12 protein-coding genes are annotated in these 12,134 nt (G+C 69.7%); 6 read left to right on the forward strand and 6 right to left on the reverse strand.

The features are described from left to right. Positions 1 to 42: 42 nt before the first annotated feature. Positions 43 to 222, reverse strand: a complete 180-nt coding sequence (locus K7957_RS09705) for a hypothetical protein (RefSeq protein ID WP_223011731.1) — start codon at positions 220 to 222, stop codon at positions 43 to 45. A gap of 79 nt (positions 223 to 301) precedes the next feature. Between K7957_RS09705 and K7957_RS09710 the strand changes: the two genes are divergently transcribed. The 3 genes from K7957_RS09710 (at position 302) to K7957_RS09720 (ending at position 4,135) form a co-directional block, all read left to right on the forward strand. Further along, positions 302 to 1,312, forward strand: a complete 1,011-nt coding sequence (locus K7957_RS09710; protein WP_223011732.1) for a ligase-associated DNA damage response exonuclease — start codon at positions 302 to 304, stop codon at positions 1,310 to 1,312. Positions 1,313 to 1,553: 241 nt separating this feature from the next. After that, complete coding sequence (locus tag K7957_RS09715; RefSeq protein ID WP_223011733.1) at positions 1,554 to 3,197, forward strand: S10 family peptidase; 1,644 nt, start codon at positions 1,554 to 1,556, stop codon at positions 3,195 to 3,197. Between the two features lie 128 nt (positions 3,198 to 3,325). Further along, positions 3,326 to 4,135 carry a S1/P1 nuclease gene (locus tag K7957_RS09720; RefSeq protein ID WP_223011734.1) on the forward strand — a complete coding sequence of 270 codons (810 nt, stop codon included), beginning with the start codon at positions 3,326 to 3,328 and terminating at the stop codon, positions 4,133 to 4,135. 1 nt (position 4,136) lies between these two features. On the opposite strand, the gene K7957_RS09725 is transcribed toward K7957_RS09720, so the two are convergent. Both K7957_RS09725 and mgtE read right to left on the reverse strand, forming a co-directional pair. After that, on the reverse strand, positions 4,137 to 4,544 hold the full coding sequence (locus tag K7957_RS09725; RefSeq protein ID WP_223011735.1) for a DUF1489 family protein: 408 nt from the start codon (positions 4,542 to 4,544) through the stop codon (positions 4,137 to 4,139). A gap of 17 nt (positions 4,545 to 4,561) precedes the next feature. Beyond that, on the reverse strand, positions 4,562 to 5,965 hold the full coding sequence (gene mgtE, locus K7957_RS09730) for a magnesium transporter (protein WP_223011736.1): 1,404 nt from the start codon (positions 5,963 to 5,965) through the stop codon (positions 4,562 to 4,564). A gap of 113 nt (positions 5,966 to 6,078) precedes the next feature. Here mgtE and K7957_RS09735 point away from each other — a divergent pair, with 113 nt between their 5' ends. Further along, positions 6,079 to 6,534: a peptidylprolyl isomerase gene (locus K7957_RS09735; protein WP_223011737.1), complete on the forward strand. Its 456-nt coding sequence runs from the start codon at positions 6,079 to 6,081 to the stop codon at positions 6,532 to 6,534. 236 nt (positions 6,535 to 6,770) lie between these two features. On the opposite strand, the gene K7957_RS09740 is transcribed toward K7957_RS09735, so the two are convergent. Further along, positions 6,771 to 7,655: a LysR substrate-binding domain-containing protein gene (locus K7957_RS09740; protein WP_223011738.1), complete on the reverse strand. Its 885-nt coding sequence runs from the start codon at positions 7,653 to 7,655 to the stop codon at positions 6,771 to 6,773. Positions 7,656 to 7,963: 308 nt separating this feature from the next. On the opposite strand from K7957_RS09740, the gene K7957_RS09745 reads away from it, so the two are divergent. Continuing rightward, positions 7,964 to 10,258, forward strand: coding sequence for a CDC48 family AAA ATPase (locus K7957_RS09745; RefSeq protein ID WP_223011739.1), 2,295 nt, complete (start codon positions 7,964 to 7,966; stop codon positions 10,256 to 10,258). 147 nt (positions 10,259 to 10,405) lie between these two features. On the opposite strand, the gene K7957_RS09750 is transcribed toward K7957_RS09745, so the two are convergent. Beyond that, positions 10,406 to 10,741 carry an antibiotic biosynthesis monooxygenase family protein gene (locus tag K7957_RS09750; protein ID WP_223011740.1) on the reverse strand — a complete coding sequence of 112 codons (336 nt, stop codon included), beginning with the start codon at positions 10,739 to 10,741 and terminating at the stop codon, positions 10,406 to 10,408. Between the two features lie 151 nt (positions 10,742 to 10,892). Between K7957_RS09750 and K7957_RS09755 the strand changes: the two genes are divergently transcribed. Next, complete coding sequence (locus tag K7957_RS09755; RefSeq protein ID WP_223011741.1) at positions 10,893 to 11,507, forward strand: class I SAM-dependent methyltransferase; 615 nt, start codon at positions 10,893 to 10,895, stop codon at positions 11,505 to 11,507. A gap of 334 nt (positions 11,508 to 11,841) precedes the next feature. On the opposite strand, the gene K7957_RS09760 is transcribed toward K7957_RS09755, so the two are convergent. Beyond that, positions 11,842 to 11,994 (reverse strand): hypothetical protein, encoded by a 153-nt coding sequence (locus K7957_RS09760; RefSeq protein ID WP_223011828.1) that lies wholly within the window; start codon positions 11,992 to 11,994, stop codon positions 11,842 to 11,844. Positions 11,995 to 12,134 lie beyond the last annotated feature (140 nt).

The raw sequence follows: 12,134 nt of genomic DNA on the forward strand, positions 1-12,134 counted from the left end.
CCGGACGATCCGCGACCTAGGATGCGTTCCCTATCGCCTGCGTCACGGCGTGCGCGCGCGATCCTCGGCCGACTGTTCCTTGTACAGGGCGCGCGTCGCCTCCTCGGTGCGCGCCTCGTCGTGGCGGCTGCGGCGATTGCGCAGGATCGCGAACAGCAGCGCCGCGACCAGGATGATCGGCCCGGCGATCACCACGAAGCTCCACAGGCCATCGCCCGCCATGTCACTCTCCGTCCACTGTTTCTTGTCCTCGCCAACGTCCCCGCGATGAACTTCGATCCGCCGCCGCGGTTGTTCCGCCATGGCGACCCGCGCACCGGCGCTCGGCGACTGGCTCGAGCCGCATCCCAATGGCATCTACGTGCGCCCGGCCGACGCCTGGATCGACCCCTCCACGCCCGAGCCGCGCGCGCTCGTCACGCACGGCCACGCCGACCACGCGCGCGGCGGCCACGGCGAGGTCTGGGCCACGCCCGAGACGCTCGCGATCATGGCGGCGCGCTACGGCCAGCAGACCGGGCGGCCGGTCGCCTACGGCGAGACGATCCGGCTGGGCGAGGTCGAGGTCGGCTTCGTGCCAGCGGGCCACGTGCTCGGCTCGGCGCAGATCGTGCTCGACCATCGCGGCGAGCGGGTCGTCGTCTCGGGCGATTACAAGCGTCGCGCCGACCCGACCTGTGCGGCCTTCGAGCCGGTGGCGTGCGACGTCTTCGTCACCGAGGCGACCTTCGGCCTGCCCGTCTTCCGCCACCCCGACACCGGCGACGAGATCGACAAATTGCTCGAGCGGCTCCACGCCAACCCCGAGCGCTGTGTCGTCGTCGGCGCCTACGCGCTCGGCAAGGCGCAGCGCGTGATCGCCGAGTTGCGCGCGCGCGGGCACGCCGCACCGATCTATCTCCACGGTGCGCTCCAGCGGCTGTGCGACCTCTACGAGGAGCTCGGCGTGCGGCTCGGCGAGTTGCGTCCCGCCACCGGGGCGGCGAAGGCGGACATGGCCGGGCACGTCGTGATGTGCCCGCCCTCGGCGCTCAACGACCGCTGGGCGCGTCGCCTGCCCGACCCGATCACCGCGATGGCGAGCGGCTGGATGCGCGTGCGCCAGCGCGCGCGGCAGAAGAACGTCGAGCTCCCGCTGATCCTCTCCGACCACGCCGACTGGGACGAGCTGACCGCGACGTTGACCGAGATCGCGCCCAAGGAGGTGTGGGTGACCCACGGGCGCGAGGAGGCCTTGGTTCACTGGTGCATGACGCGCCAGATCCGCGCGCGCGCGCTGGCGCTGTCGGGGTTCGAGGACGAGGACGACTGAGGAGGCGCACCCGACCTCCGCCCTCGTGTTCCCGCGAACGTGGGCACCCCGGAGTAACGCCGAACAAGCTATCGTAGCTCGTCATCAGCTGGGCTCTGCGTGCGCGGGAGATTATGCACGATCAGGTTAGCGCCAGGGTGCCCGTGAAACCGCTCGTGACGATCACCTTCGTCCAGCACCTTGCCCCTGCCGGCCTGCGCCGATTAGACAGCGACACTCACGTAAAAATTGGGGGAACATCATGCGCCTCGGTCTCGCCACCGCCCTGCTCGCCGCCGTCGCCCTGCCCGTCGCCGCGCAGGAGAAAGATGCGGCGACCTCCAAGCAGCCCGCCAAGACCAACGCGGAGGCGCAGAAGGCGGCGGTCGAGGGCGCCTATGCCAACGCGCCGGTCGAGGAGCGAGAGGAGCGATCGAAGGGAGCGGTGACGGTCGGCGGCCGCAAGCTCGACTATATCGCCACCGCCGGTACGCTGACGCTGCGCGACCTGGAGGGCAAGCCGACCGCCTCGATGTTCTTTACCGCCTATACGCTGGACGGCACCAAGCCGGGCACGCGGCGGCCGATCACCTTCTTCTACAACGGCGGGCCGGGCAGCCCGACCTTCTGGCTCCACATGGGCTCGTTCGCGCCGGTGCGGCTGCAGACCGGCAACCCCGAGTTCATCCGCCCAGCGCCCTATGACTTCGGCCCCAATCCCTACACCCTGCTCGACAAGACCGACATGGTCTTCCTCGACGCGGTGGGTGCGGGCTATTCGCGCCCGCTCGGCGATATGAAGCCGGGCGCCTTCTACGGCGTCGACGAGGACGCCGACGCGTTCGCCAAGGCGATCCTGCGCTACGCCACCAAATATGGCCGGTGGAACTCGCCCAAGTTCATATTCGGCGAGAGCTACGGCACGCTGCGCTCGGGTGCCCTGGCCTATCAGCTGCAGGATCGCGGCATGGCGCTCAACGGCGTGGTGCTGCTCAGCTCGATCATGAACTACGGCTATCGCCAGCCCGGTCTCGACCAGGTCTATCTCAACTATCTGCCGAGCTACGCCGCCACCGCCTGGTACCATAACCGACTGGCGAACCGACCCGCCGACGTCGCCACGATCGTCCAGCAGGCGCGCGACTTCGCGGTCGGGCCGTACATGTCGGCGCTCGCCAAGGGGCAGAACATCTCGGACGCCGAGCGCGACCAGGTGGCGCAGCGGATGAGCGAGCTGATCGGTCTCTCGCCCGACTTCATCCGCCGCGCCAACCTGCGGATCGACCTGCCGCGCTTCCAGAAGGAGCTGCTGCGCGGCACGCGCCAGACGGTCGGCCGCTTCGACTCGCGCTATATCGGCACCGACAGCGACGCCGCGGGCGAGCGCCCCGAGACCGACGTCTCCTCCGACGCGATCTCGGGCGCGTTCATCGCCACCTTCACCGACTATGTGACCCACCAGCTCGGCTACAAGACCGACATGCCCTACCGCCTCTCCGCGCGCGACGCGGCGGGCTGGACGTGGAACTGGAAGCACGAGTCTCCGCTGCGCGGGGCGGGGCCGCAGAACAATCCCAACACCGCTGTCGATCTCGCCGCGGCGATGCGCGCCAACCCCTATCTCCAGGTGCTGTCGATGAACGGCTGGTACGACATGGCGACGCCTTTCTTCGGCACCGAGAACGACCTGGGCCACATGATGCTCGAGCCGAGCCAGCGCGGGAACCTGCGCTTCACTTATTACCCCTCCGGGCACATGGCCTATCTCAATCCCGAGGCGCTGACGGCGATGAAGCGCGACCTGTCGGACTGGTACGACCGCGCGCTCGCCGTGGCGCGCTCGGACGCTCCGCCGGCGCGCGGGTCGGTCTCGGCGGCGGAAGGGCCGGGGTCGTCGCCCAACTGATGGCCGTCGTTCCCTCCCGTCCCACTGCCGTCGAGGAGGACAGGAGTTTCGGCGAGCGCCAGCTAACCTCCTGTCCGTGCACGCGAAGGCGCATTTACTAAGCGCTTAACCATGGGCAGAGGCGGCTCATGCCCGCCCTCCCCTCGCGCGTTCTCGTCGCGCTTCTCGCCGCGCTCGCGGCCATCCTCCCCGCGCCCGCGCTCGCCTGGGGCAAGACCGGACATCGCGTCGTCGCGCAGGTCGCCGACGCGCGGCTTACCCCGCGCGCGCGCCGGGCGGTCAAGGCGATCCTCGGGGTCGAGACGCTGGCGGAGGCGGCGAACTGGCCCGACACGATGAAGTCCGACCCGTCGCCTTTCTGGCAGCGCCAGGCGTCGCCGTGGCACTATGTCACCGTCCCGACCGGCAAGAGCTACGCCGAGGTCGGTGCGCCGCCCGAGGGCGACGCGGTCACCGCGCTCACCCGTTTCCGCGCGACGCTGAGCGACGGGCACGCGCCACTCGCCGAGCGGCAGGCGGCGCTGCGCTTCGTCGTCCACCTCGTCGGCGACCTTCACCAGCCGCTCCACACTGGCAACGGTACCGACAGGGGCGGCAACGATCGCAAGGTCACCTTCTTCGGCCGCGCCACCAACCTCCACACGGTGTGGGATTCGGGGTTGGTCGACGACGAGCAGCTCTCCTTCACCGAGCTGTCGACCTGGCTCGGCGCGCGGATCACGCGGGCAGAGGCACGAGACTGGGCGGCGACCGACCCGCGCGTCTGGATCGCCGAGAGCGCGGCGCTGCGCGACCGGATCTACCCCGCGGCGGGACAGGACGCGCTGTCCTACGCCTATGTCTACGAGAACACGCCGCGGATGGAACTCCAGCTGGAGAAAGGCGGGGTGCGGCTCGCCGCCTATCTCAACCAGCTGTTCGCCCAGCGGCGCCGCTGAGTCACAGCAGCGCGAGCATGCTCAGCTCGGCCGCGAGCGCGGGCGGCAGCGCCGCAATCCCCTCCCCCGCCGCGCCGCCGAGGTCGACCGGCGCGTCGCCCGCCTCGAGGTAGCGCCAGCCCTGGTGTGCGCGGCGCGGCAGGGCCAGCACCAGCCGCAGCTCGGGGTCGATATGGATCGCCACCCGCCCGCCCTCGGCCTCGCCGAAGTGCAGGATCGGCGAGCGCGCCACCAATTGGTGCTTGATGATCCAGTAGAGCGAGCCCTGCCCCGCCACTTCCTCGTGGCGCTTGGGAAGGTAGCGCGTGGTGAGGAACACGGGGCCGGCGAGGGCGCGCGCGCGGAGGCGCTCGGCGAGCAGGTCGACGCTCGCCGCGCCGAACGCGACCTTGGTGAGATGGAGCGGCATTCTGTCGCCGATGTGGGTCAGCCCCCCAGGCCCCACAAGGTGGCGAGGCCGAGGAAGGAGAGGAAGCCGCCCGTGTCGGTCAGCGTCGTCACGAACACGGCCGACGACACCGCGGGGTCGACGCGGAAGCGGTCCAGCGTCACCGGCACCATCACGCCGCCGAGTCCCGCGAGCAGGTTGTTGATCACCATCGCCAGCGCCATCACCAGCGACAGCTGCTCGTCGCCGTAGACGATGTAGCTGCCGAGCCCGACGAGACAGCCGAGCGTCGCGCCGTTGACCGCGGCGATGCGCAGCTCGCGGACGATCATGCGCGCGGTGTTGGTGTCGGTCAGCTGGTTGGTCGCGATCGCGCGCACCACCACCGCCAGCGTCTGCGTGCCGGCGTTGCCACCCATGCCCGAGACGATCGGCATCAGCACCGCCAGCACGGCGTAGCGCGCGATCGCGCCCTGGAAGAGTCCCACCACCGACGCCGCCAGCATCGCGGTGGCGAGATTGACCACCAGCCAGGTCAGCCGCGTCTTCACGGTGAGCCGGATCGGCTCGTTGATGTCGCCCTCGCCCGCGCCGGAGAGCAGCAGCGTGTCCTCGCCGGCCTCCTGCTGGATGATATGGACGACGTCGTCGACGGTGATCATGCCGACCAGCCGTCCCGCGCCGTCCACCACCGCGGCCGAGATCAGCGCGTATTTCTGGAAGCGTAGCGCCACCTCCTCCTGGTCCATGTCGACCGGAATCAGCGTCTGCTCGCGCTGCATGACGTCGGCGATCGCGACGGCGCGGGGCGCGCGCAGCACCCAGCTCAGCATGCAGGTGCCGACCGGGTGGTGCGCCGGATCGACGACGTAGATCTCCCAGAAGTCGGTGGTGAGCCCGTCGTCGCGGCGCAGATAGTCGAGCGCGTCGCCCACCGTCCAATGTTCCGGCACCGCGATCAGGTCGCGCTGCATCAGCCGGCCGGCGGATTCCTCGGGGTAGGACAGCGCCTCCTCGATCGCGGCGCGATCGTCCGGCTCCATCGCGCGGAGGACCTCGCGCTGGTCCTCCGGCTCCATGTCCTCGATGATCGCGACCGCGTCGTCGGTGTCGAGCTCGCTGGCAATGTCCGCCACCTGGCGCGCATCCAGCGCGTCGATCAGGCTCTCGCGGACGTAATCGTTCATCTCGGCGAAGACGTCGGCGTCGACCAGGTCGGCGATCGCGGCGGCGAGGTCGCGGCGGCAGTTCTCGGGGGTGAGCTCGAACAGGTCGGCGATGTCGGCGGGGTGAAGCGGCTCGACGAGGGCGTGGGCCGCGGCGACGTCGCCGTCCTGCACCGCGTCGATCACGGCGCGGACGAACTCGGGCTTGAGCCGGTCGTCCTCGTCCATCCGGTCGTCGGCGGCCTCGATCGGGTCGGCCAGCTCGCTCTCGCTCATGCGCCGCCGCCTCCTGTTCGTGCCGGACCGCACCGCCCTACCGCGCGTTGGCACCATTTGCCAGCCGCGCGCTCAGCCACTAACGCGCCCGCATCGTACCGAAAGGATCTTCCATGGCCGATACTTACTCCACGCTGACGATGACGCTCGAGGGCGGTGACGTCACCATCCGGCTGCGCCCCGACCTGGCGCCCGACCATGTCGCGCGCATCGCCGAGCTGGCCAACGCTGGCTTCTACGACGGCGTCGTGTTCCACCGCGTGATCCCGGGCTTCATGGCGCAGGGCGGCGACCCGACCGGCACCGGCATGCACGGCTCGGACAAGCCCAACCTCAAGCAGGAGTTCAGCAAGGAGCCGCACGTGCGCGGTACCTGCTCGATGGCGCGGACGATGGACCCGAACTCGGCCAACTCGCAGTTCTTCATCTGCTTCGACGACGCGCGCTTCCTCGACGGCCAGTACACCGTCTGGGGCGAGGTGACCGAGGGCATGGAGCTGATCGACGCGCTGCCCAAAGGCGAGCCGCCGGCGAGCCCGGGCAAGATCGTCTCGATGAAGGCGGCGTAACGACGGCAGCTCGCGCACCTGGGCGTGGCGGGCTGTAGCACGCCCCCGCGCTTCCCGTCGCAGGGGCGGCGCCGTCTCTCAACCCACCGCCGTCATCCCCGCGAGGGCGGGAATCCAGAAGCACCAAGCTCGCTGCCCAAATCGCGACGGTAGCGCGTCTGGGCTCCTGCCTTCGCGCGGATGACGACGCTGGGCGGCCGGAGAGGGCGGTGACGGTGCGTAGGCGGGCGCGTCCCTCACTCCTGCCGCAGCGTGCGGATCAGCCAGTCGCGGAACAATCGGACCGGCTTGGTCTGCAGCGCGCGCGGGCGACAGGCGAACCAATAGCTGTACGGGCTGGTGACATCGATGTCGAAGAGCCGCACCAGCCGCGGGTCGTTGGCGTCTTGGAAGTGATTCTCGTGCATGAAGGCGATGCCGAGCCCCTGCGCCGCCGCCTCGAGGATCAGCGCCCCCGAGTCGAAATAGTCGATCGCCACCGACTCGACCGCCGGTACGCCCGCGGCCTGCGCCCAGGCGGCATAGGTGTCGGGCATGTCGCGGTGAAGCAGGATGGTGTGGCCGTCGAGCTGCTCGGGCGAGCGCAGCGGGCGCGCTCCGTCGAGTAGCGAGCGCGCGCCGATCGGATAGACCATGTTGCGGTCGAGCCGCTCCGAGTAGAGCAGCGGATCGATGTCGCGCGCGACGACGATCACCGCGTCGAGTCCCTCGCCCAGGCGGCCGAGCGCGTTGCCGCCGGTGTCAATGTCGAGATGGAGCTCCGGATGCGCTGCACGCAGCTCGCCCAACCGCGGGAACAAACGCTGCGAGGCGTAGAGCGGCAGGACGCCGAGGCGCAGCCGCAGCACCTCGTTGCCGCTGGTCATCGAGTCGATCGCGTCGGAGAGACCGTCGAGCACCGGCGCGATCGCGGCGAGCAGACGCTCGCCGTCGGTGTTGGGCACCATCGCCTGGTGGCGGCGGTCGAACAGCGGTCGGGTGAGGAAGCGCTCGAGCGTCTGGATGCGCCGGCTGAGCGCGGGCGGTGACAGCGCCAGCTCCTGCGCCGCGGCCTTGATCGAGCCGAGGCGAGCGACGGCGACGAACGCCTCGATCGCGGTCAGGGGTGGTAGGCGGCGCATCGTCGGTCCACGTTCGGTATCGCGCCGCATGATGAACCCCGCACGCGCCGGCGCAAGCGTGCGGATGAACCCAAATGCATTCTTTGCAACTATAGCGCTATCATTCGCACTTGCACAATGACGGCCTGACCTGCATCTAGTTCAGGCCTTTCAGGCATCCTCTCCTAAAAACTTTCATAGGCCGCTCCTCGTTGAGCGGCCTTTTTTTTCGTCTGCGTCAGACCCGTAGCGATGATCGGTGCTCTCGCAATCCGGAACCCTGGCCCTATCTCCTGCGCTCGACCGCGCGAGCGAGGAAGGGCAGCACCATGGCGGACGCCGAACCCCGAGTGATCAAGTTGCAGGTGGCGAACGCACGGCCGGAGGACAGCGGGCGTGGCATCGCGCACCTGCCGCGCGCGGTGCTGTCCGGGCTCGGACTCACCGACGGTGACGTCGTCGAGATCGTCGGCAAGAAGACCACCCCGGCCCGCGCGGTCGGCCCCTATGCCGAGGATGAGGGTCTCGAGATCATTCGCATCGACGGTCTCCAGCGCGCCAACGCGGGCGTGGGCTCTGGCGACTTCGTCGAGGTGCGCCGCGTCGAGAGCAAGGCGGCGACCCGGGTCGTCTTCGCGCCCGCGCAACAGAACCTGCGGCTCCAAGGCTCGACCACCGCGCTGAAGCGCACCTTCTTCGGCCGACCGCTGTGTGCCGGCGACGTCGTGGCCACCGCGGGGCACCAGCGCGTCTCGAACATGCCGCCGGGCATGGAGCGCTATATCAACGCGCCCGCTTACGCCCTGCAGGAGATCCGCCTCTCCGTCGTCTCCGCCAACCCCAAGGGCGTGGTGCATATCGACGAGAATACCGAGATCGAGCTGCGCCCCGAATATGAGGAGCCCGAGGCGGCGCGTCGTGCCGACGTCACCTATGACGACATCGGCGGCATGGCGGCGACGATCGACCAGCTGCGCGAGATGGTCGAGCTGCCGCTGCGCTATCCCGAGCTGTTCCAGCGTCTCGGCGTCGATCCGCCCAAGGGCGTGCTGCTCCACGGCCCGCCCGGCACCGGCAAGACGCGGCTGGCGCGCGCGGTGGCGAACGAGTCGGACGCGCAATTCTTCCTGATCAACGGTCCCGAGATCATGGGTTCGGCCTATGGCGAGTCGGAGCAGCGGCTGCGCAGCGTGTTCGAGGAGGCGACCAAGGCCGCGCCCTCGATCGTCTTCATCGACGAGATCGACTCGATCGCACCCAAGCGCGGCCAGGTCTCGGGCGAGGCGGAGAAGCGCGTCGTCGCGCAGCTGCTGACGCTGATGGACGGGCTGGAGGCGCGCGCCAACGTCGTCATCATCGCCGCGACCAACCGGCCCGAGGCGATCGACGAGGCGCTGCGCCGTCCCGGCCGGTTCGACCGCGAGATCATCGTCGGCGTCCCCGACGAGCGTGGCCGGCGCGAGATCCTGGGCATCCACACGCGCGGCATGCCGCTGGGCGACAAGGTCGACCTCGACGAGCTGGCGCGCACCACCTTCGGCTTCGTCGGCGCCGATCTCGCCGCGCTGACCCGCGAGGCCGCGATCGAGGCGGTGCGGCGGATCATGCCCCGGCTCAACCTCGAGGATCGCAGCATCCCGCCCGAGGTGCTCGACACGCTGGCGGTGACGCGCGAGGACTTCATGGGCGCGATCAAGCGCGTTCAGCCCTCGGCGATGCGCGAGGTGATGGTGCAGGCACCGACGACGCAGTGGAGCGACGTCGGCGGGCTCGACGACGCGCAGATGCGGCTCAAGGAGGGCGTCGAGCTCCCGCTCAAGGATCCGGACGCGTTCCGCCGGCTCGGCATTCGCCCGGCAAAGGGCTTCCTGCTCTACGGCCCGCCCGGCACCGGCAAGACCCTGCTCGCCAAGGCGGTGGCGCGCGAGGCGGAGGCGAACTTCATCGCCACCAAGTCGAGCGACCTGCTGAGCAAATGGTACGGCGAGAGCGAACAGCAGATCGCGCGCCTGTTCCAGCGCGCGCGTCAGGTGGCGCCGTGCGTGATCTTCATCGACGAGCTCGACAGCCTCGTCCCCGCGCGCGGCGGCGGGCTGGGCGAGCCGCAGGTGACCGAGCGCGTGGTCAACACCATCCTCGCCGAGATGGACGGGCTCGAGGAGCTGCAGTCGGTGGTGGTGATCGGCGCGACCAACCGGCCCAACCTGATCGACCCGGCGCTGCTCCGCCCGGGACGGTTCGACGAGCTGATCTACGTCGGCGTGCCCGACCAGGCCGGGCGGCGGCGCATCCTGTCGATCCAGACGCAGAAGATGCCGCTCGCCGGCGACGTCGATCTCGACGCGGTGGCGCGCCGCACCGAGCGCTTCACCGGCGCCGACCTGGAGGACGTGGTGCGTCGCGCCGGCCTGATCGCGCTGCGCGAGTCGCTCGAGTCGCGCCAGGTGACCGCGGCGCATTTCGACCGAGCGCTGGAGGAGAGCCGCGCCAGCGTCACGCCGGAGGTGGAGCGCGACTATGAGCAGATGGCGGCGCGGCTGAAGCAGGACGCCAATGCGATCCAGCCGCTCGGCTTCATCATGCCCGGGCAGCTCACCCCGCGCGGGCCGAAGGGGACGGATTGAGGTCGAGATCCTCCCCGGAACGGGGAGGGGGGACCGCCCGGGGAAGCCGGGTGGTGGAGGGGGTTCTCCCCGCAGCGCAGCACCTGCGGATGCCCTCCTCCACCACGCCCTGCGGGCGCGGTCCCCCTCCCCGCAAGCCGGGAGGATTTAGACGTCGCCCGCCCTCCACCGATAATCGCGCGTCACCGTCGACACCGTCACGGCATAGTCGTCGTACCACCGCTCGCGGCCCCGCTCGCGCGTCGCGGCATGCTCCGGATGGTCGCGCCACGCGAGCGCGCTCGCCGCGTCGGCCCAGTAGCTCAGCGTGATCCCCAGCCCGTCCGCGTTCCGCATGCTGTCGACCCCGCGATAGCCCGGCTGTGCCGCGGCGAGTGCGTCCATCCGCTCGGCCGCGGCGGCATAGCCCGCCTCGTCGCGGCCGTTGCGGCGCGAGACGAACGTCACCATCACCTGCCCCACCCGCTCGCCGCCGTCCCGCATTCGCCCGCCCTCACGCCGCCAACGGCCGGGCGAATAGGCGCTTGGGACGGGCGTGCAACCCCGCTATGGCAACCGCCGCGCTTGCAAGGCGTTCGTCATCGTGGTGACACAGGGCTGTCACCAGCAGGGTTCGGGAGCGACATCTTTCCACATGCCTAGTTCGACCAACGCCATGCGGCGCAGCCGCAGCAGAGCCGCCGGCGTGCCCGGTCCCTGGCAGATGTTCTTCTCCGGGTTCCTCAAGCACCCCGTGATGGTGGGGTCGATCATCCCCTCCTCGGACCGGCTGATCGCCAAGATGCTCGGCCCGGTGGATTGGACGAACTGCAAGCTCTTCATCGAATACGGTCCCGGCGTCGGCACCTTCTGCCGACCGATCCTCGAGAAGATGGCGCCCGATGCGACGCTGATCGCGATCGACACCAACCCTGACTTCATCCGCTACCTCAACCACACGATCACCGACCCGCGCTTCGTCGCGGTCCACGGCTCGGCGGCGGACGTCGAGGCGATCGTCGCCGAGCACGGGCACGAGGCGGCGGACTATGTCCTCTCCGGCCTCCCCTTCTCGACGCTGCCCGACGGCGTCGGCCCTGCGATCGCGGCGGCGACGCAGCGCGTGATCCGCACCGGCGGCGCCTTCCTCGTCTACCAGTTCAGCCCCAAGGTCCGCGACTTCATCGCGCCGCACTTCCCGCGTATCGACCATGACATGGAATGGTGGAACGTGCCGCCGGCGCAACTCTACTGGGGCTGGAAGGACTGACGCAGGCGAGGGCGCCCGACTGCCGCCCTCCCACCGGCGTCATCCTGAAGCCGTTTCAGGACTCACCCTTCCGCTAGAGGCTGATCCATCCAAGCCGAACCGTGCTCCCGCGCGCGCGGGAGCCCAGAGCCGTCGGCGGTAACGTTGGTGGCCTTGGGCTCCGGCGTTCGCCGGAGCACATCGGCAGCCCAGATGAGGTGACCAAACGCCAGCATCTCCCGCTTTGACTATGCGGCGCGCGTGGATCGTGAGGTGAGCTCAGGACGACGGCAGCGAGCGCGCGCAGCGTCTCCGCCCTACACGCCGACACTGGCTTGACGTGGAACACCCGCGCTCACCGCTCCCGCGTCGCGGCGAAGCGGACCTTGGCGTAGCGATCGGCGATATAGCCGACCTCCCACGCGCTCTTCGCCAGGAACACCGGGTTGCCGTCGCGGTCCTTCGCCATCGCGCCGCGGTTGAGGTCCATGAAGTCCTTTACGCTCACCGCTCCCGCGTCGCGGCGAAGCGGACCTTGGCGTAGCGATCGGCGATATAGCCGACCTCCCACGCGCTCTTCGCCAGGAACACCGGGTTGCCGTCGCGGTCCTTCGCCATCGCGCCGCGGTTGAGGTCCATGAAGTCCTT

Source organism: Sphingomonas yunnanensis (genome assembly GCF_019898765.1).
Classification (GTDB): Bacteria; Pseudomonadota; Alphaproteobacteria; order Sphingomonadales; family Sphingomonadaceae; genus Sphingomonas; species Sphingomonas yunnanensis.

What these genes read in the sequence shown, in the direction of transcription:
- K7957_RS09705 (WP_223011731.1), bottom strand. Translation starts at nt 222, where the DNA reads ATGGCGGGCGATGGCCTGTGGAGCTTCGTGGTGATCGCCGGGCCGATC.
- K7957_RS09710 (WP_223011732.1), top strand. Translation starts at nt 302, where the DNA reads ATGGCGACCCGCGCACCGGCGCTCGGCGACTGGCTCGAGCCGCATCCC.
- K7957_RS09715 (WP_223011733.1), top strand. Translation starts at nt 1,554, where the DNA reads ATGCGCCTCGGTCTCGCCACCGCCCTGCTCGCCGCCGTCGCCCTGCCC.
- K7957_RS09720 (WP_223011734.1), top strand. Translation starts at nt 3,326, where the DNA reads ATGCCCGCCCTCCCCTCGCGCGTTCTCGTCGCGCTTCTCGCCGCGCTC.
- K7957_RS09725 (WP_223011735.1), bottom strand. Translation starts at nt 4,544, where the DNA reads ATGCCGCTCCATCTCACCAAGGTCGCGTTCGGCGCGGCGAGCGTCGAC.
- mgtE (WP_223011736.1), bottom strand. Translation starts at nt 5,965, where the DNA reads ATGAGCGAGAGCGAGCTGGCCGACCCGATCGAGGCCGCCGACGACCGG.
- K7957_RS09735 (WP_223011737.1), top strand. Translation starts at nt 6,079, where the DNA reads ATGGCCGATACTTACTCCACGCTGACGATGACGCTCGAGGGCGGTGAC.
- K7957_RS09740 (WP_223011738.1), bottom strand. Translation starts at nt 7,655, where the DNA reads ATGCGCCGCCTACCACCCCTGACCGCGATCGAGGCGTTCGTCGCCGTC.
- K7957_RS09745 (WP_223011739.1), top strand. Translation starts at nt 7,964, where the DNA reads ATGGCGGACGCCGAACCCCGAGTGATCAAGTTGCAGGTGGCGAACGCA.
- K7957_RS09750 (WP_223011740.1), bottom strand. Translation starts at nt 10,741, where the DNA reads ATGCGGGACGGCGGCGAGCGGGTGGGGCAGGTGATGGTGACGTTCGTC.
- K7957_RS09755 (WP_223011741.1), top strand. Translation starts at nt 10,893, where the DNA reads ATGCCTAGTTCGACCAACGCCATGCGGCGCAGCCGCAGCAGAGCCGCC.